This window comes from Citrobacter sp. Cf136 (assembly GCF_030333815.1).
GTDB lineage: Bacteria > Pseudomonadota > Gammaproteobacteria > Enterobacterales > Enterobacteriaceae > Citrobacter > Citrobacter freundii.
On the sequence record NZ_JAOWFE010000035.1, the window covers coordinates 24,383 to 45,724 of the forward strand.

The 21,342-nt window shown below is 53.0% G+C and carries 22 protein-coding genes; 6 read left to right on the forward strand and 16 right to left on the reverse strand.

Annotated features, from left to right (window positions below):
* Window positions 1-31: 31 nt before the first annotated feature.
* The 3 genes from OGV98_RS12580 to ppiA all read right to left on the reverse strand — a co-directional run bounded on the left by OGV98_RS12580 (window position 32) and on the right by ppiA (window position 1,470).
* Window positions 32-634 (reverse strand): putative adenosine monophosphate-protein transferase Fic, encoded by a 603-nt coding sequence (locus tag OGV98_RS12580; RefSeq protein WP_003023599.1) that lies wholly within the window; start codon window positions 632-634, stop codon window positions 32-34.
* Window positions 624-791 carry a FicA/YhfG family antitoxin gene (ficA, locus tag OGV98_RS12585; RefSeq protein ID WP_003023597.1) on the reverse strand — a complete coding sequence of 56 codons (168 nt, stop codon included), beginning with the start codon at window positions 789-791 and terminating at the stop codon, window positions 624-626. The genes OGV98_RS12580 and ficA overlap by 11 nt, the downstream gene beginning before the upstream one ends.
* A gap of 106 nt (window positions 792-897) precedes the next feature.
* Window positions 898-1,470 (reverse strand): peptidylprolyl isomerase A, encoded by a 573-nt coding sequence (gene ppiA, locus OGV98_RS12590; protein WP_003023595.1) that lies wholly within the window; start codon window positions 1,468-1,470, stop codon window positions 898-900.
* A 264-nt stretch (window positions 1,471-1,734) separates the two neighbouring features.
* On the opposite strand from ppiA, the gene tsgA reads away from it, so the two are divergent.
* The 6 genes from tsgA to OGV98_RS12620 all read left to right on the forward strand — a co-directional run bounded on the left by tsgA (window position 1,735) and on the right by OGV98_RS12620 (window position 8,907).
* On the forward strand, window positions 1,735-2,916 hold the full coding sequence (gene tsgA / locus OGV98_RS12595) for an MFS transporter TsgA (RefSeq protein ID WP_003847955.1): 1,182 nt from the start codon (window positions 1,735-1,737) through the stop codon (window positions 2,914-2,916).
* A gap of 306 nt (window positions 2,917-3,222) precedes the next feature.
* A complete protein-coding gene (gene nirB / locus OGV98_RS12600) occupies window positions 3,223-5,766 on the forward strand; it encodes an NADPH-nitrite reductase large subunit (RefSeq protein ID WP_003023592.1) in 2,544 nt (847 codons plus the stop codon).
* Window positions 5,763-6,089 (forward strand): nitrite reductase small subunit NirD, encoded by a 327-nt coding sequence (nirD, locus tag OGV98_RS12605; RefSeq protein WP_003023590.1) that lies wholly within the window; start codon window positions 5,763-5,765, stop codon window positions 6,087-6,089. Before nirB ends, nirD begins: the two co-directional genes overlap by 4 nt.
* A gap of 186 nt (window positions 6,090-6,275) precedes the next feature.
* On the forward strand, window positions 6,276-7,085 hold the full coding sequence (gene nirC, locus OGV98_RS12610; RefSeq protein ID WP_286551585.1) for a nitrite transporter NirC: 810 nt from the start codon (window positions 6,276-6,278) through the stop codon (window positions 7,083-7,085).
* Between the two features lie 15 nt (window positions 7,086-7,100).
* Window positions 7,101-8,474, forward strand: coding sequence for a siroheme synthase CysG (gene cysG / locus OGV98_RS12615; RefSeq protein ID WP_016151091.1), 1,374 nt, complete (start codon window positions 7,101-7,103; stop codon window positions 8,472-8,474).
* A gap of 262 nt (window positions 8,475-8,736) precedes the next feature.
* Complete coding sequence (locus OGV98_RS12620) at window positions 8,737-8,907, forward strand: YhfL family protein (protein ID WP_003837939.1); 171 nt, start codon at window positions 8,737-8,739, stop codon at window positions 8,905-8,907.
* Between the two features lie 65 nt (window positions 8,908-8,972).
* On the opposite strand, the gene OGV98_RS12625 is transcribed toward OGV98_RS12620, so the two are convergent.
* The 13 genes from OGV98_RS12625 to damX form a co-directional block, all read right to left on the reverse strand.
* On the reverse strand, window positions 8,973-10,061 hold the full coding sequence (locus OGV98_RS12625; protein ID WP_061549618.1) for an aminotransferase class I/II-fold pyridoxal phosphate-dependent enzyme: 1,089 nt from the start codon (window positions 10,059-10,061) through the stop codon (window positions 8,973-8,975).
* A gap of 13 nt (window positions 10,062-10,074) precedes the next feature.
* A complete protein-coding gene (locus OGV98_RS12630) occupies window positions 10,075-11,379 on the reverse strand; it encodes a YhfT family protein (protein ID WP_003847963.1) in 1,305 nt (434 codons plus the stop codon).
* 11 nt (window positions 11,380-11,390) lie between these two features.
* Window positions 11,391-11,744 (reverse strand): DUF2620 domain-containing protein, encoded by a 354-nt coding sequence (locus OGV98_RS12635; protein WP_003023576.1) that lies wholly within the window; start codon window positions 11,742-11,744, stop codon window positions 11,391-11,393.
* Window positions 11,745-11,754: 10 nt separating this feature from the next.
* Window positions 11,755-12,633, reverse strand: coding sequence for a phosphotriesterase-related protein (locus tag OGV98_RS12640; RefSeq protein ID WP_121572067.1), 879 nt, complete (start codon window positions 12,631-12,633; stop codon window positions 11,755-11,757).
* A complete protein-coding gene (locus OGV98_RS12645) occupies window positions 12,630-13,856 on the reverse strand; it encodes a phosphopentomutase (protein ID WP_057101798.1) in 1,227 nt (408 codons plus the stop codon). The genes OGV98_RS12640 and OGV98_RS12645 overlap by 4 nt, the downstream gene beginning before the upstream one ends.
* Window positions 13,856-15,019: a YhfX family PLP-dependent enzyme gene (locus OGV98_RS12650; protein WP_003023571.1), complete on the reverse strand. Its 1,164-nt coding sequence runs from the start codon at window positions 15,017-15,019 to the stop codon at window positions 13,856-13,858. The genes OGV98_RS12645 and OGV98_RS12650 overlap by 1 nt, the downstream gene beginning before the upstream one ends.
* A gap of 83 nt (window positions 15,020-15,102) precedes the next feature.
* Window positions 15,103-15,465 (reverse strand): hypothetical protein, encoded by a 363-nt coding sequence (locus OGV98_RS12655; RefSeq protein WP_003023568.1) that lies wholly within the window; start codon window positions 15,463-15,465, stop codon window positions 15,103-15,105.
* 15 nt (window positions 15,466-15,480) lie between these two features.
* Complete coding sequence (gene yhfZ / locus OGV98_RS12660; protein ID WP_202580957.1) at window positions 15,481-16,386, reverse strand: GntR family transcriptional regulator YhfZ; 906 nt, start codon at window positions 16,384-16,386, stop codon at window positions 15,481-15,483.
* Window positions 16,387-16,551: 165 nt separating this feature from the next.
* Window positions 16,552-17,556, reverse strand: a complete 1,005-nt coding sequence (gene trpS / locus OGV98_RS12665; RefSeq protein ID WP_202580956.1) for a tryptophan--tRNA ligase — start codon at window positions 17,554-17,556, stop codon at window positions 16,552-16,554.
* Window positions 17,549-18,307, reverse strand: coding sequence for a phosphoglycolate phosphatase (gene gph / locus OGV98_RS12670; protein WP_202580955.1), 759 nt, complete (start codon window positions 18,305-18,307; stop codon window positions 17,549-17,551). The genes trpS and gph overlap by 8 nt, the downstream gene beginning before the upstream one ends.
* Window positions 18,300-18,977 (reverse strand): ribulose-phosphate 3-epimerase, encoded by a 678-nt coding sequence (gene rpe / locus OGV98_RS12675; RefSeq protein WP_202580954.1) that lies wholly within the window; start codon window positions 18,975-18,977, stop codon window positions 18,300-18,302. Before rpe ends, gph begins: the two co-directional genes overlap by 8 nt.
* 17 nt (window positions 18,978-18,994) lie before the next feature.
* Window positions 18,995-19,831 (reverse strand): adenine-specific DNA-methyltransferase, encoded by an 837-nt coding sequence (gene dam / locus OGV98_RS12680; protein WP_003023558.1) that lies wholly within the window; start codon window positions 19,829-19,831, stop codon window positions 18,995-18,997.
* 117 nt (window positions 19,832-19,948) lie between these two features.
* Entirely contained in the window at window positions 19,949-21,250 is a 1,302-nt protein-coding gene (gene damX / locus OGV98_RS12685) for a cell division protein DamX (protein ID WP_202580953.1), read from the reverse strand.
* Window positions 21,251-21,342 lie beyond the last annotated feature (92 nt).

Here is a 21,342-nt window from a genome sequence, read left to right on the forward strand (position 1 = left end):
GGCGGCTCCGGTACATAAGAACCGCGCTATTCTACTCAGTTTCCGGTGCTTCGCTTACCACTTTACGAAATATCGCCCGCAGTGCAGACAGGTCACCCATCGCCCCGCTCTGATTAGCCTGATTCCACTCCTCAACCGGAATGCCATCCCAGCTCAGCACATACCCTGCATGAATCGCTAACTGTTCGAAGAAAATACGCTGCGCCAGACCGCTACCAATGCGAAACGGATGCAGCACATTGATTTCGCAATAATAGTGCGCAAGACGATCGACAAACTTGTCTTCCGGTAATCCCACCAGCCAGGACTCATCTTCCAGGTCCTGCATCAGTGCATTGCCCTCTTTCTCGATATAGGCGAAATGGCAAAAGCGAGTATCGCCCTGGTAAATATCGACTTCGCGCAGGTGTCCCGCCCAGTCAAAAATATCTCGATACAGCTGTCGATGAATGGCGCACAGGTGCGGTAAGCCTCGTTTAAGCGGCCCCAATTCGATAGTCGCCGCACGCAGCGCCGTCAGTTCATAAGCCGCCTGCGCCAAACGCTGCGCCTGATGAATCCCCAGACGGTTACGCATGACATTCAGGCCCGGATATAAATACGGGTCGCGACCATCACCGAATTTATCGCTCATAGTGCCTCCTCAGCTCTTCAAGACGCGCCAGAGCGTCTTCAGCACTCAGAGTAACCCGTAGAATATCTACGCCTTCCAGCCGTCGGCTGGCCTGGAAATTGGCGTTTCGCCGCTGTTCCCACAGCCTGGACTTTTGTTTATCGGTGAGTTTTTTCACGTGACCTCCCTGAATGAGCCGACACTTGCCACAAGTATAAGCAGCAATTTCGGGTTACGCAGAGAGAGGGGTGAACGCGGGCAAGAACTACCCGCGCTAGATGCGATTACGGCAGAACTTTAGCAGAAAGGATAACAATCGGTTTTGACGGAACATTCTGGTATGGACCGACATCATGGGTCTGTACCTGAGAGATCTTATCCGCGACATCCATACCTTTCACAACTTTTCCGAAGACAGCATAGCCAAAGTCGCGCTGGCCGTGATCGAGGAAAGCGTTGTCTGCAATGTTGATAAAGAACTGGCTGGTCGCGCTGTCTTTATCCGCTGTACGTGCCATAGCAATCGTGCCGCGGGTGTTACGCAGTCCGTTATCGGCTTCATTCTTGATTGGCGGGTTAGGTTTCTTCTGCTGCATCTGCTCGGTAAAACCGCCACCCTGCACCATGAAGCCAGGGATGACACGGTGGAACGTAGTGTTGTTATAGAAACCGCTGTTGACATAATCGACAAAGTTTTGCACTGAAACCGGGGCTTTCTGACTGTTCAGCTCCAGCTCAATGTTACCAGCAGAGGTTGTCAGCAGAACATGAGGGTCACCTTTTGCTGCCAGTGCTGCGGGAGAGAGAGCAGAAAGAGCGAGAACAGCTGCAACAGCCGCCAGAGTCGATTTGAGCATGAGAATTCCTTAACAAGAGCAGAAATGAAGCAAGTGAATTGATTCTAAAGAGCCTTCAAGGACAAGGCCATCCCTTTACCTAATTTTACGTACTTGAAACAAATGTAACCTTACTGCCGCATGAATCAATGTGATTAAGATCACATACAAAAATGTAATAAACAAAGTCATTACCAATAAATATTTAAATACATCACAAAAGCGCCTAAAATCTGCCCGCTCACGGCGCAGTCAATGCGCCTTACTCTTCTATACAGGCCAGTCATGACTAACAGCAATCGCATCAAGCTCACATGGATTAGCTTTCTCTCCTACGCCCTGACAGGTGCGTTGGTAATTGTCACCGGGATGGTGATGGGAAACATCGCAGATTACTTCCATTTGCCCGTTTCCAGTATGAGTAACACCTTCACCTTCCTGAATGCCGGCATTCTGATCTCTATCTTTCTGAATGCATGGCTAATGGAAATCGTGCCCCTGAAAACCCAGTTGCGCTTCGGCTTTATCCTGATGGTACTGGCAGTCGCCGGACTGATGCTCAGCCATAGCCTGGCCTTGTTCTCTGCCGCCATGTTTGTATTGGGTCTTGTGAGCGGTATAACCATGTCGATTGGTACGTTCCTGGTAACTCAAATGTACGAAGGTCGCCAGCGCGGTTCCCGCCTGCTGTTTACTGACTCCTTCTTCAGCATGGCCGGTATGATTTTCCCGATGGTTGCCGCGTTCCTGTTAGCGCGCAGCATCGAATGGTATTGGGTCTATGCTTGCATCGGCCTGGTATACGTCGCTATTTTCCTGCTGACCTTCGGTTGTGAATTTCCGGCACTGGGTAAACACGCTCAGCAGTCAGACGCGCCGGTAGTAAAAGAAAAATGGGGGATTGGCGTGCTGTTTCTGGCGATCGCCGCGCTGTGCTACATCCTCGGTCAATTGGGCTTTATCTCCTGGGTTCCGGAATACGCCAAAAGCCTGGGTATGAGCCTGAACGACGCAGGTAAACTGGTCAGCGACTTTTGGATGTCTTACATGGTTGGCATGTGGGCGTTTAGCTTCATTCTGCGTTTCTTCGATTTGCAACGCATCCTGACCGTACTGGCGGGTCTGGCCACCGTACTGATGTATCTGTTTATCACGGGTACGCCGGAACATATGCCGTGGTTCATTCTGACGCTGGGCTTCTTCTCCAGCGCGATTTATACCACCATCATTACCCTTGGCTCCCAGCAGACGAAGGTCGCCTCACCCAAACTGGTTAACTTCGTTCTGACCTGCGGCACCATTGGTACTATGCTCACCTTCGTGGTAACCGGCCCTATTGTGGCACATAGCGGCCCGCAGGCGGCATTGCAGACGGCTAACGGCTTGTATGCGGTTGTATTCGTAATGTGCTTTATTCTTGGCTTCGTCACGCGTCATCGCCAGCATAACGCGCCAGCAATGCATTAATCTCAGTGCCGGGGGCGCTTCGCTAGCCCGGCCTACACACTGCCGGATGGTATCCACATCATCCGGCATATTTTCGCCTCCTCTCTTCTTTCACTGTTCATGTAGGCCAATTCTTACAAAAACCCCTTAATTTGTACGCTATTTATACAAACACGAAAACTCAAATAATTCCGTCACTTATAAAAATGCTGACAAATCAGTTACATACCTCTTAAGGGGTATATAAGGGCGAATTTGATTTGCATCAATAAGTGCGGTTGCTGAATCGTTAAGGTAGGCAGTAATAGAAAAGAAATCGAGGCAAAAATGAGCAAAGTCAGACTCGCTATTATCGGTAATGGTATGGTCGGCCATCGCTTTATTGAGGATCTTCTTGATAAATCCGACGCTGCCAATTTTGATATTACCGTCTTCTGTGAAGAACCCCGCAAAGCATACGACCGCGTACACCTGTCTTCCTACTTCTCCCACCACACCGCCGAAGAGCTTTCTCTGGTGCGTGAAGGATTCTACGAGAAGCACGGCGTTAAAGTGTTAGTGGGCGAGCGCGCAATTACCATTAATCGCCAGGAGAAAGTAATCCACTCCAGCGCAGGTCGTACGGTTTACTACGATAAGCTAATCATGGCGACGGGCTCTTACCCGTGGATCCCACCGATTAAAGGTTCGGAAACCCAGGACTGCTTCGTTTACCGCACCATCGAAGACCTCAACGCGATTGAGTCTTGCGCGCGCCGTAGCAAACGCGGTGCCGTGGTCGGCGGTGGCCTGCTGGGCCTGGAAGCCGCTGGTGCGCTGAAAAGCCTCGGCGTTGAAACCCACGTGATTGAATTCGCCCCAATGCTGATGGCTGAACAGCTGGATCATATGGGTGGCGAGCAGTTACGTCGCAAAATTGAAAGCATGGGCGTGCGTGTGCACACCAGCAAAAACACCAAAGAGATCGTTCAGGAAGGCACCGAAGCGCGCAAAACCATGCGTTTTGCCGACGGTAGCGAACTGGAAGTCGATTTCATCGTCTTCTCTACCGGTATTCGTCCACGCGACAAACTGGCCACCCAGTGCGGCCTTGACGTCGCGCCACGCGGCGGTATCGTCATTAATGACACCTGCCAGACTTCTGACCCGGACATCTATGCCATCGGCGAATGCGCAAGCTGGAACAACCGCGTGTATGGTCTGGTCGCTCCTGGCTACAAAATGGCGCAGGTTGCCGTTGACCATATTCTCGAAACTGAAAACGCCTTTGAAGGCGCGGACCTGAGCGCCAAGCTGAAGCTGCTCGGCGTTGACGTCGGCGGTATTGGTGACGCGCATGCTCGCACGCCGGGTGCACGTAGCTATGTCTATCTCGACGAAAGCAAAGAAGTCTACAAACGCCTGATCGTTAGCGAAGATAACAAAACCCTGCTCGGCGCGGTTCTGGTTGGCGACACCAGCGATTACGGCAATCTGCTGCAGTTGGTGCTGAACGCCATTGAACTGCCGGAAAATCCAGATTCACTGATTCTGCCAGCACACGCGGGCAGCGGTAAGCCATCTATCGGTGTCGATAAACTGCCGGACAGCGCGCAGATTTGCTCCTGCTTTGACGTCACCAAAGGCATGCTGGTTGCCGCTATCAACAAAGGCTGCCATACCGTTGCGGCGCTGAAAGCGGAAACCAAAGCCGGTACCGGCTGTGGCGGGTGTATCCCGCTGGTAACGCAGGTCCTGAACGCCGAACTGGCGAAACAGGGTATCGAAGTGAATAACAACCTGTGCGAACACTTCCCGTACTCACGTCAGGAACTGTTCCATCTCATCCGTGTAGAAGGCATCAAAACCTTCGAAGAGCTGCTGGCCAAACACGGGAAAGGCTACGGCTGCGAAGTGTGTAAACCTACCGTGGGTTCTCTGCTGGCTTCCTGCTGGAATGAGTACATCCTCAAACCGCAGCACACGCCGTTGCAGGACACCAACGACAACTTCCTGGCTAACATCCAGAAAGACGGTACTTACTCCGTGATCCCGCGCTCTGCGGGTGGCGAAATTACCCCTGAAGGCCTGGTGGCCGTGGGCCGTATCGCGCGTGAATTTAACCTGTACACCAAAATTACCGGTTCTCAGCGTATCGGTCTGTTCGGCGCGCAGAAAGATGACCTGCCGGAAATCTGGCGTCAGCTGATTGAAGCTGGTTTTGAAACTGGCCACGCGTATGCCAAAGCGCTGCGTATGGCGAAAACCTGCGTAGGTAGCACCTGGTGTCGTTATGGCGTCGGCGATAGCGTAGGCTTCGGCGTGGAGCTGGAAAATCGCTACAAAGGCATTCGTACCCCGCACAAAATGAAATTCGGCGTCTCCGGTTGTACCCGCGAATGTGCGGAAGCTCAGGGCAAAGACGTAGGTATCATCGCCACTGAGAAAGGCTGGAACCTGTACGTTTGCGGTAACGGCGGGATGAAACCTCGCCATGCAGACCTGCTGGCAGCAGATATCGATCGCGAAACGCTGCTCAAGTATCTTGATCGTTTCATGATGTTCTACATCCGTACCGCCGACAAACTGACCCGTACCGCACCGTGGTTAGACAATCTGGAAGGCGGTATCGAGTATCTGAAGTCCGTCATCATCGACGACAAGCTGGGCCTGAACCAGCATCTTGAAGAAGAGATGGCCCGTCTGCGTGAAGCGGTGGTCTGCGAGTGGACAGAAACCGTTAACACTCCATCCGCGCAGGTTCGCTTCAAACACTTTATCAACAGCGATAAACGCGATCCGAATGTCCAGGTTGTGCCTGAACGTGAACAACATCGTCCGGCCACGCCTTATGAGCGTATCCCGGTGACTCTGGTGGAGGAAAACGCATGAGCCAGTGGAAAAACATCTGCAAAATCGATGACATTCTGCCTGCAACAGGCGTCTGCGCCCTGTTAGGTAACGAGCAGGTTGCAATTTTCCGCCCGTATCACAGCGACCAAGTGTTTGCGATCAGCAACATCGACCCGTTCTTTGAGTCCAGCGTGCTTTCTCGTGGGCTTATTGCTGAACATCAGGGCGAATTGTGGGTTGCCAGCCCGCTGAAAAAACAGCGTTTTCGTTTAAGCGACGGACTGTGCATGGAAGACGAACAGTTCTCCGTGAAACATTACGAAGCGCGAGTGAAAGACGGCACGGTGCAACTGCGCGGTTAATAAATTTTTGGGAGGCGCAACGCCTCCCCTTTTTTGACGTATTTGTAGGTCTTTTATTGGTAGGCCTGATAAGCGTAGCGCCATCAGGCAATTGCAAAAGCACATTGCCGGATGGCGGCATAAATGCCTTATCCGGCCTACGGTTACGATTTCTTTTTATTTTTGTACTTCAAGGATAATCAACACATGTTCACAGACACTATCAATAAGTGTGCGGCTAACGCTGCGCGCATCGCACGCCTGTCGGCAAATAACCCGCTCGGGTTCTGGGTCAGTTCGGCAATGGCAGGGGCCTACGTTGGCCTCGGCATCATCCTTATTTTTACCCTCGGTAACCTGCTCGACCCGTCCGTACGTCCGCTGGTGATGGGTGCAACCTTTGGTATCGCCTTAACGCTGGTTATTATTGCCGGTTCAGAACTGTTTACCGGTCACACCATGTTCCTGACGCTCGGCGTCAAAGCGGACACCATCAGCCACGGCCAAATGTGGGCTATCCTGCCGCAAACCTGGCTGGGAAATCTGGTCGGATCCGTGTTTGTCGCCCTGCTTTATAGCTGGGGAGGCGGCAGTCTGCTGCCGGTCGATACCAGCATCGTCCATTCGGTCGCGCTGGCGAAAACCACCGCGCCTGCAACGGTGCTGTTCTTTAAAGGTGCACTGTGTAACTGGTTGGTTTGTCTGGCAATATGGATGGCAATCCGTACCGAAGGCGCGGCAAAATTCCTCGCTATCTGGTGGTGTCTGCTGGCGTTTATCGCTTCAGGCTACGAGCACTCGGTGGCCAACATGACGCTGTTTGCCCTCTCCTGGTTCGGTCATCACAGCGAAGCTTATACCCTGTCAGGAATTGGTCATAACCTGCTGTGGGTGACACTCGGTAATACTTTGTCCGGTGTCGTATTCATGGGATTAGGTTATTGGTATGCTACGCCAAAATCGGAGCGTCCGGCTCCGGCAAAAATCAACCAGCCAGAGGCGGCTGCTAATAATTAATTAAGGGGTAATGTCGTGGACCATTTGCCTATATTTTGTCAACTACGTGACCGCGACTGCTTGATCGTCGGCGGTGGTGATGTCGCAGAACGCAAAGCGCGGTTACTGCTGGAAGCGGGCGCCCGTTTAACGGTTAATGCACTGGCGTTTATTCCGCAGTTCAAAGTATGGGCAGATGAAGGCATGCTGACGCTGGTTGAGGGACCGTTCGATGAGTCCCTGCTCAACACCTGCTGGCTGGCTATTGCCGCCACCGATGACGATGCCGTCAACCAAAGCGTCAGCACCGCCGCGGAGTCACGTCGTATCTTCTGCAACGTGGTCGACGCGCCAAAAGCAGCCAGTTTTATCATGCCCTCCATTATCGACCGCTCGCCGCTGATGGTGGCGGTCTCCTCCGGCGGGACATCGCCGGTGCTTGCCCGTCTGCTGCGTGAAAGGCTTGAATCCGTACTGCCTCAGCATTTGGGCCAAGTCGCACAATATGCCGGCAAGTTGCGCTCCCGGGTGAAGAAACAGTTTGCCAGCATGGGTGAACGTCGCCGCTTCTGGGAAAAATTGTTCGTGAATGACCGCCTGGCGCAGTCGCTGGCGAACAATGACCTGAAAGCCGTCGAGGAAACCACCGAGCAAATGCTCAGCGAACCGCTGGATCACCGTGGTGAAGTGGTGCTGGTTGGCGCCGGTCCTGGCGATGCCGGCCTGCTGACGCTGAAAGGGCTACAGCAGATCCAGCAAGCGGATGTCGTGGTCTATGACCGCCTGGTTTCCGACGACATCATGAACCTTGTACGCCGCGATGCAGACCGGGTGTTCGTCGGCAAACGTGCGGGCTATCACTGCGTACCGCAGGAAGAGATCAATCAGATCCTGCTGCGTGAAGCACAACAGGGCAAGCGCGTGGTACGACTGAAAGGTGGCGACCCGTTCATCTTTGGCCGTGGTGGCGAAGAGCTGGAAACGCTGTGCCATGCCGGTATTCCATTCTCTGTAGTGCCTGGTATTACCGCAGCATCCGGTTGTTCTGCCTATTCCGGCATTCCACTGACCCATCGTGATTACGCTCAGAGCGTGCGTCTGGTTACCGGACACCTGAAAACCGGCGGTGAGCTGGACTGGGAAAACCTGGCGGCCGAGAAACAGACGCTGGTGTTCTACATGGGACTGAATCAGGCAGCCACCATCCAGGAAAAACTGATTGAATTTGGCATGCAGCCTGATATGACCGTCGCGCTGGTAGAAAACGGGACTTCCGTGAAGCAACGCGTCGTCAACGGGGTTCTGACACAGCTCGGCGAGCTGGCACAGCAGGTTGAAAGTCCGGCGCTGATTATCGTCGGTCGCGTGGTTGGACTACGCGATAAGCTGAACTGGTTCTCGAATCATTAATTGAATGTTAATAAATGCCCTGATATTCAGGGCATTTATTTATGATTCACAAAAGTTAATATTTAATCTAAATAAAATATCATTCATCAATTTATTAATAATAGATACATTTCATAGCATTTTAATTCATTAAAAATATAATTTACCCTAACATTATCACGTCCTTATTCGGACTATTTAAAATCTTCCTTAGTTGATATCTTAACCGCCGAGAAATGGATTTCATCCATTTAAAAAATAGATATCTTACAAGGATTTTATCATGTTTAAATTTGCAAAAATCACCATCGTGGCAGGTGTACTGGCTACGCTGACCGCATGTACTGGTCATATTGAAAACACAAAAAACAACTGTAGCTACGATTATTTATTCCATCCGGCGATTTCAATTTCTAAAATTATTGGTGGCTGCGGCCCGGCTGCAAATCAATAATATACGCGATTGCGCAGATACAAAAAAACCGGGAATTTCCCGGTTTTTTCATTTTAGATTTACGCTCACTCACATGCACTCACGCTTTCCCGCAAAATCCGCAGCACCGTGTCCTCGCCACTGCGATTGGGATTAATACGAATCGCATAGTCGCTCAGCTCTGGATTCGCTTCACGGAAGGTCCCGGAGAGGCGATAAAACAGCGGCGGGATTTCATATTTCGACTCCGCTCCTACCGGATACGGTAGCGCACCGCGTTTATGCGCCTCTTCCAGCACACTGGCGGCAATCGGCTGGTGAAACTCCACGATCAGCACCTTCGACTGGGCATTAGCAATAACCGCTTTTTTCACCTCAGGTATCGCTCCACTATCGAGCAGATTCAGCAGACGCTCAGAAACGCCAGCCTGCACCGCATGCATCACCGGAGCGAAAACCAGACCGCGAAGTACCTCGAGCGCCTGCGCACCCTGGATCTGGCTGCCGCCGGAATAGAGGGTGCTACGAATTTTAGCGATGACCTCTGCCTTGCCGACAACCGCCCCTACGCCTTCCGGGCCGAAGAGCTTAAAGCAGGAAAAGGTGGACAGCGTCGCCCCACACTCGCAGCCGATACCCTCTACTTTCATCACCGCGTAGTTATCATCGGTTAATGTCGGTACGCCGCATTGTGTTAATTCAGCCAACACATCCGCTAAAACGTAATGGTCCTGCGGTTGCTGCCGCGTATGCTGTACCAACGCGGCATCAGGGCGATACTGCGTAATAGCCCGCATGATTGCCGAGGCGCTGTTGAAATCAGCTCTGACCAGGGTGATGCCCATCTGCTCAATGATCACCTGTGTTGTAGGATACACAGGTGCGTCGTGTACCAGCAGCCGCTGCCCGGGTTTGAGCAGTGCGGCCAGCCCGGCGCGAATAGCCCCGGTGCCAGCACCCTGAACCAGCACGGCGGCTTCAGCATGAAACGCCTCGGCCAGCACCTTTTCCACACGCTGCGTGACCCGGGGCTGATTCAGCCCCGGGGCCAGCCCCAAATCGCCACCGGCCAGAAAGTCAGCGCCAGGAAAGTGACGGCAGAGCGTATCCACCAGCGCAAACTGCTTTTGTTGTGCTTGCGCGAGCGTAAGACTTTGCAGAGGGAACGTCTTCATGTTTTACACCTCCTCAGGCCGGAACAAACAGACCAAACCAGTAGAGAATATTCAGCACAATACCCGTAATCATCACTGCAACCACCGGGGCCGCCATCTTCTGCACCGGACGCCCTATCGATTCGTTAAGGAAGTAAATCGCTACCGCAATCGAGAAGCCGGTGTAGCCCGCCATCTTGATGGCGGCAAAAATCGAGCCTATCAGCAGCGCCATTTCCATCAGCATATTCATCGCATTACGAATATTGTCCGATGCGTTACGCACTGACGGATAACGCCCCAGCCATTTGCCAATTGAGCGCAGCAGCAGCACTTCCGCGGAAATCACGATAGCGCCAAGGATTGCCGCTATCCACGGGTTCGGAGCCAGATAACCAACGGAATAAACAAAGGTGAAGCCCGCTACCGCGTATACACCGGTTGCCAGCGCGGTGGTGGCAATCAACGGCACAAAACCCAACCCACGCATAAATTCCGCCAGCGCCGCCTGGTTAACCAGCGTCTGCGATTGCTCAGGCGTAATCCCCGCTGAATAGGCTTTTTCCAGCGTAAAAATTGAGACCTCGCTACCAGCAAAAATTTTCATACTGGCAACGGCGGCAATCAACGCGCCTACAATGGCAATATACGGCAGGTTTTTAATAATCCGTGAGGTTCGTTCTTCAAAGACCGATAGCCCGCTGGCATCCATCTCCTCATCACCGCGATGGCGAATATCATGCGTAATGGCTATCGCCAGCAGCATCATCATCCCCACAAAAATCTCAATTGATTCCGGGTTCAGATGCGGGAAGTAACGCACCACCACCACGCGGGTCATCAGTACTACCACCGCCGCGATAATGCTGTGCTTCCAGCCAAACTGGTAGAAAATCGCCACCAGCGGGAAGAGTGCGAATGCGGAAACCACCGGAGAACTCAGCTCACCGAGGCTGCCCAGTACATCAACCGGCAGCGCCGTGAGCAAATGGTTCACCGGAAGCAGGCAGGTCAGAATCAATATGCCCCAGATAGCGCCCAGACCGAACGCGAGCAGGCTGTTCATTGCCAGCACGCCGAGAATATCCGTCGGCAGGAACAGCAGCCAGGCGTTGAGCAAGCCGGTTTTCAGGGTAAAGGAGATCCCCACTGACGCGACAAAGCCGATACTCAGACCAAACGCGATACTTCCCGCCTCCCGGCGGTTCATGTACCCCTCGATCAGCTGCGGCAGGATCGGGCGGATGCCGTCATGAAAGACGGCCGCCGAGCGGTGTGCCAGAAGTGACGTCATGCCGGTCAGGCAGGCCACCACCACAATCTGAATATACAGATCCATAGTCATGCCTTTTATTTCAGGTGGTTAACCAGCATCGGAATCGCATGTTCAACATGTTCGACGGAGAGACCAAACGCCACTTTCCCTTCCGCAACCATTTTTGCGATATGTTCGTCTTTCGCCTTAATACCCGGCTTGGCGATAGTGCAGCTTTTGTTGTAGCCAATCACCGCGATGGCAATCGACAGTGCTGCACCCGCACCGGTGTTACAAGCGCCGATGTAGTAATCCAGTTGTCCGGATTTCACCTTCATCGCCGCTTCCATATCGTTATGAATGGAGACTTCAAAGCAGCCCGGTGCTGCGGTTTCGATGGTTTTTTTAATCTGTTCACGCTGTAAGCCAGCAACGCCAATCTTTTTCATGATTCTGTCCTTATTGGAAAAATTTTGAGGGGTTATCACGTAACATCATGTCCACATCGGCCTGACTGAATCCTGACTGGCGCAGCTGTGGGATAAAGGTGGTTAACAGATAGTCGTAGCCATTGCCGCCATTGGCTTTTAAATGCGAGCGGCGGGTAATGTCCATAGAGAGCATGACGTGGCTAAGCAGTCCGCGATCGCGTATCGCGTACAGCATGGCGATGCGTTTCTCGTCCGGGTAATAGTTGTTTTTTCCGATGGTATCGAATTGCACATACGCGCCGAGCTCGATCATGCGTAAGATATTGTCGAGATTATCTTTCAGGTCGCAGTGACCCACGGTTACGCGGGAAAGGTCGACGCCGTGCGCCTGTAGCAACACCAGTTGTTCCACTCCCATCGTGCTAAAAGAGGTATGGGTTGAGATGGGGCGTCCGGTTTCGATGTGTGCCCGCGCCGCGGCGATAAACACCTTCTCTTCAAGCGTCGTAATCACGCCTTCACTAGAGCCGATTTCCGCGATAATTCCGGCCTTCAATTCAGTACCATCAATACCGATGACTATCTCATCGACCATCTCCTGCGCGAGCTGTTCCACGCTTCGGGCCGCAACATGTTCAGGGAAGAACGCATCCTGGTAATAGCCTGTGCAGGCCACGACGTTAATTCCGGTATCGCGCATCAGGTCGAGCATGAATTGCGGATTACGTCCCATATAGCGGTTGGTCATCTCAATAATGTTGCTGACGCCTAACGCCCGGAGATCCTTCATTTCCTGACAAATGAGATCGTACTGATCTAACCGGCAGTCGAGGTTATTCTTAAATCCGGAGAGATCGATATGCAGATGTTCGTGGACCCAGGTGTAGCCCGTCGGATCAAAGTTCATAAGGTGTCTCCTGTAAGGCGCAATGCCGAGAGAAAAGAACAGCCGTTTTGTGGCGCCGCCGCGCCGAAAAATTCACACACCGTAGCGCCAACATCGGATAACGTCGCCCGGATGCCTAATTGCGCAGGCTCCAGCCCCTGTTGATACACCAATACCGGCACAACTTCCCGGGTATGGTGGCTGTGCCCTATGGTCGGATCGTTGCCGTGATCGGCCATGACCACCAGACAGTCATTTGGCTCCATAGCGGTCAGAAGGCGTGAAAGATTAAGATCAACAAGCTGCAGCCGTTCGGCATAACGTGCGACGTCTTCAGCGTGTCCGGCGAGATCGGTTTCCTGAATGTTGGTACAGATAAATACCGTCGATTCCGCGTTAAATTCGTTAAGCGTGATATCCATAATCTGCTGGCTATCCACCAGGTTTTGCCAGCTGCGCCCGTGCGGATTGCCAACGATGTCCGCCACTTTACCGACCAGCACGGTAGGGATTCCGGCGTCATGCAGTTTTTGCGGTACCTGTACCTGCTCATCTACGCCATAGCCCATATGCCTGACCTGAAAACCGCTTTCATACGCGCCGGAGCGTGGGGCATTAATGCCGACAAAGCGCCCTTCCATCGTTTCGGCGGCATCCAGAATGCGCTGGCTGTTCGCAAGCTGACCGCCAAAGGTGATGACGCGCCCGACCTGAACCTGTTCGCGCACTACGCGGCCAATCTTTAGCACCTCATCAAACGCAATGGCGGACAGATTGGCAGTGACGTTGTAGACCTGACCTAAATCCGCCTCTAGGTTATCGCCCACTGCAACCGCATCGTTGATCCAAAGAAACGCCAGGTCGCCGCCGCGACGTTCCACCTGCCAGCCCGCGACTTTCAGCGCTTGCTCAACGCGATCAATAACGTCGCTAAATGGCATCCGCAGCGGTGCCTGAGGCCGTGTGCCTAAAATCTCCTGATGGCCCATAAAGGTATCTCCCCCTTCATGCTGCAGCTCCGCAACGCCCCAGACTGCCGATTCCGAAGGTTTCATCACGCCCGGCGCAAAGCCCAGAGCGTTAATCAGCCCCAACTTCTCAAGCGTTGGCAGCCGTAACTGCGGGAGTTCGCCCAGGATATGACCACAGGTATTCGCTCCGGCATCCTGCGGCCTGACCCGCGTGACGTCTTTCATTGCGCCAACGCCAAAACTGTCGATTACTAACACCACGAATCGGGCCATTAGTCCTCCAGAATATTGCCGAGACTGTCGTATCGCGCGACGATTTCAGCTACGCCGCGCTGAATGCCCGACACCAGTACCACGTCGCTACGCGTCACGAAGATCTGGGTGCGAAAACAGAAGATCACCGCGCTGCTCACCGGAAACTCACCTGCCACAGGCAGGTAGTAGTCAATGCTGCTGTCGTCCACGGGTTTTAGTTTCGCGGCTATAGGCGCGTCATTTTCTGGCGTAAAGACCAGCGCATTTTGCGCATGGCCGCGACGATAATAGCCCCCGCCGTAGCAATAACTGTCTCCGCGAAAATTGTGCGATATCTCGCTCAACCACAGCATCGCAATGCGTTCCGGCTGGTCGCCTTTTTGATTGGAAGGAATGGTGCCGGTCAACGCATGACCCGGCTCCGCATGGGTGACGCCATATTCCGCCAGCAGGGGGAGTGACGAACAGCTACTGGCTGACGGCGCATTAAGCTGCTCAATGGCAATCCCGGCCTCAACCAACTGACGTCGGGCATTTACCAGCGTGTGCAGATTAGGCGTCGGCATCGTCTGCGCGGAGTTTTCATCCCATAACAGGCAGGGGAAATGGGTGAGGCCGCTCAGGCGCAGACCCGGCAGTCTGCGGATTTCATTGACCACATCCGTCAGATACATCAGCGGAAATCCGCTTTCCTGCCCCGGGTAGAGAAAATCATCTTTGTCGTACACCTTCAGCATCACGTTCTGTTCACAGCCGGCCTTCACCGCAGCAGCGGAAACTTCGCGCGCTTTCTCCAGTGAGAACAATGTGATGACTTCAGTACCTTGCGCTACAGCCTCATTGACCAGCCGCGACGGGATCTGCACCAGATGTCCCTGATGCGCAACTGGCAACCCGGCACGGCGCATGACGCGACTCTCCTTGTAATCGACAACCACGATGCCTTCATAGCCAAGCTGCAACAGTTTCTCCGCCAGCCACGGGTTACGTCCAACCTGTTTGGTCATCAGATACAGCGAGATACCATGTTGCCCCGCGACATCCAGCAGACGTTTGCCATTCTCAATGACCTGGTCAACATCAATGACCCAACTGTCAGGGGCGATCTTTCCCTGCTGCCATAACGCGATAGCGGCGGAGATTAGCGCGGGGTTCTGGCGTTTCAATGCGTCTATAAACATTTCTCGGCCTCGTTTCTAATCCTTCAGTTAAATATTCATTTTTTTGAATATTTAAGATGCAATAAGCTCATTCCCCATTGATTTCAGACGCCTTCGTTCGCCGCCATCCACAATCCATACAAGTTCGCCAGCATATAGCCTTCTTCATTCGCGTGCAGCGCCACCGTAAACTCTTTCATCAGCGCCTGATGTACCAGCAAAATAGTTGGCCAGAGATGAGATTGCGCCAACTCCTCCAGCAACTCGCCATCCAGCGCTTCAATCACTTCGCCCTGGCGGCTGCGCATTAACGCACTCGCCATATGGGTCATCGCCATGGTTCCTTGCTCGCTGTGAATCGGCAAACGCCACTCTTCATCCAACCGCCTGACCACTTGCAGCATGCCGCTACAAATATCCTTGTCGATAACGCCTGCTTCACACAGCAGGTTAAGCCTGTTTTCCATGTCGTTTGCCTTCACTTAATAACTGGGTTCCTGTTCACCGTTCGCCACACGTTGTTGGTGGGCAAGCAGCGCCTCTTTGTTAACAACGGCGCGCAGTAGCTGCTGCATCGCATGATCCTCTGCGCGGGTAAGTACCACGGCCTCCGTGGCCTGCAGAAATCGCGGGTCGTTGGTGAGCGGCGTGGCTTCTAACCCCAGTACCGCCAGCTCGGCCTCTGCAACCACGTTCCAGATAACCGCATCCACATCCCCTTTCGCGATGCGCTGCAAGCTTTCGTGATAAGGCATATCGATCAATTCAACGTTACGGTTGCCAAAACAGGCCTCGGTCATGATTTTCTGATCCGCCGAACGGTTATCGAGCCCGACACGTTTTACAACTGCAGATTCGCCCTTGCGACAAATTAGCTGATGCTCGCCAACGTAGGTATGCGGTCCCAGCGCCAACGTGATGCGCAGCCCGTCCTGAGCAAGGTAACTTTCCGCCGCCAGACGAGAAACCACCGCCATGTCGTAGACGCCGTTTAGCAGGCATTCCACGCGAATATCAGCCCCACGCATGTGTGCATAATAAAACGGGATCCCATCGAACTGCGCTTTCAGCCCACTCGCCAGTCCTTCATATAAACGGGTGTAGGGCAGCGGCATCGCACAGACCACGTTATTAATATCCACATGCTTTAGCAGCGTACGGTTATCCATATCCACCAGATAGCTACCGTTACGCCCACGACGCTCAATACGGATTGCCCCAGAGGATTCCAGCGTTTTCAACGCAGCCTGGGTTAACCCTACCGATGAGTGACACTCGGCAGCCAGTTCATCGATAGTTTTCAATCTGTTACCGCACTTCTCACCGAGCAGGTAACGGGCCAGGGTTGTCAGCACAACCCCCTCTTTCTTGATAAATGTCCGACGCATTTTATATTTTCAGTAAATTGAATATTTATATCTTCATTAAAGTGAAGATATAACGCAATGAGGAAATATGCAAACGGCGAGGCGCTTCACATTTTTTGAGGTTCACAAACCAACAGGCGAAAAAAAACCGGGCATAACCCGGTTTCTTCAACAACACAGAGCGCATTACGGCTTGGCGACAAAACCAATCGCTTCGTAAACGGCTTTCAGCGTAACAGACGCACGTGCGCTGGCTTTTTCCGCACCGTCTTTCATCACTTTCTGCAGGAAAGCTTCATCGTTACGGAAACGGTGATAACGCTCCTGAAGCTCGGTCAGCATACCGGAAACGGCCTCTGCGACTTCACCTTTCAGATGACCATACATTTTGCCTGCGAAGTGCTGTTCCAGCTCCGGAATGCTCTGGCCGGTAACCGCAGAGAGGATATCCAGCAGGTTGGAAACGCCCGCTTTGTTCTGCACGTCGTAGCGTACAACAGGCGGCTCTTCAGAGTCGGTCATCGCGCGTTTGATTTTCTTAACCACAGATTTCGGATCTTCCAGCAGACCGATCACGTTGTTGCGGTTGTCATCCGACTTGGACATTTTCTTCGTCGGCTCCAGCAGCGACATCACGCGCGCACCGGATTTAGGAATGAACGGCTCAGGCACTTTGAAGATCTCGCCATACAGGGCGTTGAAGCGCTGGGCGATATCGCGGCTCAGTTCCAGATGCTGTTTCTGATCTTCGCCAACCGGTACCTGGTTGGTCTGATACAGCAGAATGTCTGCCGCCATCAGTACCGGATAATCAAACAGGCCGGCGTTGATGTTCTCCGCATAGCGTGCGGATTTATCTTTGAACTGGGTCATACGGCTCAGCTCGCCGAAGTAGGTGTAGCAGTTCAGTGCCCAACCTAACTGTGCATGCTCCGGTACGTGAGACTGCACGAAAATTGTACTTTTTTCAGGATCGATACCGCATGCCAGGTACAGCGCCAGCGTATCGAGCGTTGCTTTACGCAGCTGCTGCGCATCCTGACGAACGGTGATGGCATGTTGGTCAACGATGCAGTAGATGCAATGGTAGTCATCCTGCATGCTCACCCACTGACGCAGCGCACCCATATAGTTGCCAATGGTCAATTCACCTGAGGGCTGTGCGCCACTAAAAACGATGGGCTTAGTCATTTTTTGATTCCTGATTTTCGCTATGCGGAAGCCCGAGAGCGGGCAGTAGTTCATTAATACGGTCGTAAATAACGTCGGGCTGGCTCAGCGCGATCGACTCACCGTAGTTGTAGCCATAGGTCAGGCCAACGGACGGACAGCCAGCAGCTTTTGCCGCCTGAATATCATTGCGTGAATCCCCTACGAAGAGCATTTGCTCAGGCTTGATGCCAAGCTCGCTTGCCACCAGCAGCAGTGGATCCGGATGCGGTTTTTTATTCTGCACGTCGTCACCACCGATGACCACGCTAAAGTATTTGGCGATATCTAATGCTTCGAGTAATGGCGCGACAAACGGAGTCGGTTTGTTGGTCACCAGACCCAGCGGCAATCCTTTCGCATGCAGCGCACCCAGCGTGTCGGCAACATCAGGGAACAGGAATGTCCCCTCTTCTGCGACATCACCGTAGTATCTGTCGAACAGCTTACGCAAAATACGTACCTGTTCCTCAGCGGGAATATCATCATCAACGGGCGGTTTACCCATCGTTTTACGTAATGTCGCGCGCTCCTGACGAGACCACGCCAGCGCGCGCTCCATCAGTACGTCTGCACCGTTGCCAATCCAGGTGATAACGCGTTCTTCTCCGGCAACCGGCAATTCCAGCGCATACAGCGCCATATCCACCGCTGCGGCTAATCCCGGCGCGCTGTCGACCAGCGTACCGTCGAGGTCAAATGCAGCGCCCCGAATATCCTGAAACTTATCCATGACTTACCTTCGCCAGTTCATTGCGCATTTCATCAATGACTATTTTGTAGTCTGGTTGGTCGAAAATCGCGGAGCCTGCGACAAACATATCTGCGCCTGCCGCGGCAATTTCGCCAATGTTGTTCACTTTGACACCGCCGTCCACTTCGAGGCGGATATCGTAGCCAGATTCATCAATGCGACGACGCACTTCGCGCAGCTTATCCAGCGTTTGTGGGATGAAGGACTGCCCGCCAAAGCCTGGGTTAACGGACATCAGCAGGATCACATCGAGCTTATCCATGACGTAGTCCAGATAGCTCAGCGGCGTTGCCGGGTTGAACACCAGGCCCGCTTTACAGCCATGCTCTTTGATCAGCTGTAAAGTGCGATCGACATGCTCGGAGGCTTCCGGGTGAAAAGTAATGATGCTGGCACCGGCGGCGGCGAAGTCCGGGACAATACGATCGACCGGTTTCACCATCAGGTGAACATCAATCGGGGCAGTGATGCCATATTTACGCAGCGATTTCAGTACCATCGGTCCGATGGTCAAGTTCGGTACGTAGTGATTGTCCATGACGTCGAAGTGCACAACGTCGGCACCGGCAGTCAGCGCTCTCGCGGTGTCCTCACCCAGGCGGGCAAAATCAGCCGACAGAATTGAGGGGGCGATCAAATACGGTTTCATCCGCTTCTCCTTGAGATTTATTTCTTCGCAGGCGTTACGACTCCTGGTTTATACAGTGCCAGCAGTTCGTTCACCTTTTTACGCGTGCCGCCATTGCTGCTTATGCTGCGCCGCACTTTGACCTGAAAATGTTTCGCCGCTCGGTACCATTCACGGGTATCGGGCGTATCGTGGTTCGAAATTAACACTGGGATCTGCTTACTGACCAGCTTTTCTGCCATCTCGGCCAAATGCGCCTGTTCTTTCGGGCTAAAGCTGTTGGTGTGATACGCAGTGAAATTTGCCGTCGCCGAAAGTGGTGCATAAGGCGGGTCGCAATAGACCACAGAGTTGCTATCCGCACGGTCCATGCACTCTTCATAGGAGAGGCAATGGAACTCCGCATTCTGCGCTTTCTCAGCAAAATGGTACAACTCGGCTTCCGGGAAGTAAGGTTTTTTATAACGCCCAAACGGGACGTTAAACTCGCCGCGCAGGTTATAACGGCATAATCCGTTGTAACCAAAGCGGTTCAGATACAAGAACAGCACTGCTCTGCGGAACGGATCCTGGCTGGCATTAAATTCTTCTCTGAACCGATAGTACACCTCAGCCTGATTGGTTTCAGGCATAAACAGCTCACGAGAAGCCTGCACATACTCATCGGTACGCGTCTTCACGATGTTATAGAGACTGATAAGGTCGCTGTTGATATCGGCAAGAATATAACGAGAAAAGTCGGTGTTGAGAAACACCGACCCGGCACCCACGAAAGGTTCAATCAGGCACTCACCCTGAGGTAAATGCCGTTTGATATCATCAAGCAGGGGGTATTTCCCCCCTGCCCATTTCAAAAAAGCGCGATTTTTTTTCATGCTGACTAACTAATTACACCTTCTCCGGCTGTGGAGAAAGCTCCGACAGCATCCTGCGCTTTAGTCTTTGTCCCGCAATTGGGCGAAACAGCAAACCATTGCAGAACATATCCTATCTTACTTCAAATCGGCCTGAACCTGGTGCAGCGGTTTTGCCCACGGGTTTTTCGCCTGAATATCAGCGGGTAACGTAGACACTGCACGTTTCGCATCTTCTTTAGACGCATACACGCCTGTCACCAGAACATACCACGGTTGACCGTTACGCGTCGTCTGGTACACCACATAGTTCTTCAGGTTTTCTTTCTTCGCCCAACCGTTCAGATTGTCGTAGTTAGAAGAACTGCTGAGCTGCAGCGTGTAATGGCTGGACGGCGCAGATTTTAACGCTCCAACGTTACCTGCACTTTTTGCTCCGCCAGCAACAGGTGTTGTCGTTGTTGCTGTCGCCGTTGGCGCAGGCGTTGCGGTCTGTGCTGGCGCCGTCGTGGTTGCTTTCGGCTCAGCGGCCGCTTTCGGCGTAGCGGTTACCACAGGCGCTTTGGTTGTGGTAGTCGGCGCAGTTGCGGTTGGTTTTGCCTGGGCAACAGGTTTCGGCTCTGTCGGCGTCGCTTTCACCGTAGTTTGCGGTTTGCTCTTCGGCTCAATTACGGCCTGTTTACGTTCCTGATGCGTAGCTGCAGGACGTTCAGTCGTTTCCGTTTTCGCAGTCTGGCGCGCAGCATTACCATTACGCATCGGCGCAACGGTCGCAGGTTCGGTCGGCAGCGTAGAGTTAACCACAGCGTTGTTAACTTGCTCCTGGCCTTGCGGTTGTGTCAGAGCGTTGTTCAAATCGCCCTGCACTTCAACACGCTGCTGCCCTTCAGTTGCCGCAGGTGCCTGACCTTGAGTCGGGGTAGAGGAAATCGGTGGCAGGGAAACATCCTGCTGGGTATTGCCAGCAGTCTGCTCTGCGCCCGTTGCAGGTGTCGTTGCACTCGCCTGATCCGTTGCATTGCTGCCAGAGAGATCGATGCTCTTCTCACCAGATGCGGCCTGCTCATTGGAAGAAGATGAGGGGGCTTTCAGCGCAGAACCAATGCCGATAATCAGCAGCAGCAGTACCAGAACACCCACGCCCATCATCATATACTGGCGGGAGGCAGGCTTGCTGGCGACTTTCTTACGCTTGCGCGGACGACGTTCTACACGCTCTTCATCCACGGTATCGTCATCAGATTCATACTCTTCTTCAATGTTCTGCTCTTCATCACGCTCTTTGCGTGCGCGCGCAGGACGGCGATCGTCAGCATCCAGATCAACATCATCAAAATTGATTTGCGGCTCATTATCGCGTTCAGACGATTGACGAGAACGACCAGTACGACGATCGCTGGGATCGGGTTTCAGCTCGTCTTCTGGTTTGAATTCATCCATTTAACACCCCACTCAAAGGTTAATGCTTACGACTTTGCACATAACCTGAAGCTAAAAGACCTACGTTTCGCAACGTAAGCCTGACCTTTCTT

What these genes read in the sequence shown, in the direction of transcription:
- dam (WP_003023558.1), bottom strand. Translation starts at nt 19,831, where the DNA reads ATGAAAAAAAATCGCGCTTTTTTGAAATGGGCAGGGGGGAAATACCCC.
- rpe (WP_202580954.1), bottom strand. Translation starts at nt 18,977, where the DNA reads ATGAAACCGTATTTGATCGCCCCCTCAATTCTGTCGGCTGATTTTGCC.
- OGV98_RS12580 (WP_003023599.1), bottom strand. Translation starts at nt 634, where the DNA reads ATGAGCGATAAATTCGGTGATGGTCGCGACCCGTATTTATATCCGGGC.
- OGV98_RS12645 (WP_057101798.1), bottom strand. Translation starts at nt 13,856, where the DNA reads ATGGCCCGATTCGTGGTGTTAGTAATCGACAGTTTTGGCGTTGGCGCA.
- OGV98_RS12655 (WP_003023568.1), bottom strand. Translation starts at nt 15,465, where the DNA reads ATGGAAAACAGGCTTAACCTGCTGTGTGAAGCAGGCGTTATCGACAAG.
- OGV98_RS12620 (WP_003837939.1), top strand. Translation starts at nt 8,737, where the DNA reads ATGTTTAAATTTGCAAAAATCACCATCGTGGCAGGTGTACTGGCTACG.
- OGV98_RS12630 (WP_003847963.1), bottom strand. Translation starts at nt 11,379, where the DNA reads ATGGATCTGTATATTCAGATTGTGGTGGTGGCCTGCCTGACCGGCATG.
- OGV98_RS12640 (WP_121572067.1), bottom strand. Translation starts at nt 12,633, where the DNA reads ATGAACTTTGATCCGACGGGCTACACCTGGGTCCACGAACATCTGCAT.
- OGV98_RS12625 (WP_061549618.1), bottom strand. Translation starts at nt 10,061, where the DNA reads ATGAAGACGTTCCCTCTGCAAAGTCTTACGCTCGCGCAAGCACAACAA.
- ppiA (WP_003023595.1), bottom strand. Translation starts at nt 1,470, where the DNA reads ATGCTCAAATCGACTCTGGCGGCTGTTGCAGCTGTTCTCGCTCTTTCT.
- damX (WP_202580953.1), bottom strand. Translation starts at nt 21,250, where the DNA reads ATGGATGAATTCAAACCAGAAGACGAGCTGAAACCCGATCCCAGCGAT.
- yhfZ (WP_202580957.1), bottom strand. Translation starts at nt 16,386, where the DNA reads ATGCGTCGGACATTTATCAAGAAAGAGGGGGTTGTGCTGACAACCCTG.
- OGV98_RS12635 (WP_003023576.1), bottom strand. Translation starts at nt 11,744, where the DNA reads ATGAAAAAGATTGGCGTTGCTGGCTTACAGCGTGAACAGATTAAAAAA.
- nirC (WP_286551585.1), top strand. Translation starts at nt 6,276, where the DNA reads ATGTTCACAGACACTATCAATAAGTGTGCGGCTAACGCTGCGCGCATC.
- tsgA (WP_003847955.1), top strand. Translation starts at nt 1,735, where the DNA reads ATGACTAACAGCAATCGCATCAAGCTCACATGGATTAGCTTTCTCTCC.
- OGV98_RS12650 (WP_003023571.1), bottom strand. Translation starts at nt 15,019, where the DNA reads ATGTTTATAGACGCATTGAAACGCCAGAACCCCGCGCTAATCTCCGCC.
- nirB (WP_003023592.1), top strand. Translation starts at nt 3,223, where the DNA reads ATGAGCAAAGTCAGACTCGCTATTATCGGTAATGGTATGGTCGGCCAT.
- nirD (WP_003023590.1), top strand. Translation starts at nt 5,763, where the DNA reads ATGAGCCAGTGGAAAAACATCTGCAAAATCGATGACATTCTGCCTGCA.
- gph (WP_202580955.1), bottom strand. Translation starts at nt 18,307, where the DNA reads ATGGATAAGTTTCAGGATATTCGGGGCGCTGCATTTGACCTCGACGGT.
- trpS (WP_202580956.1), bottom strand. Translation starts at nt 17,556, where the DNA reads ATGACTAAGCCCATCGTTTTTAGTGGCGCACAGCCCTCAGGTGAATTG.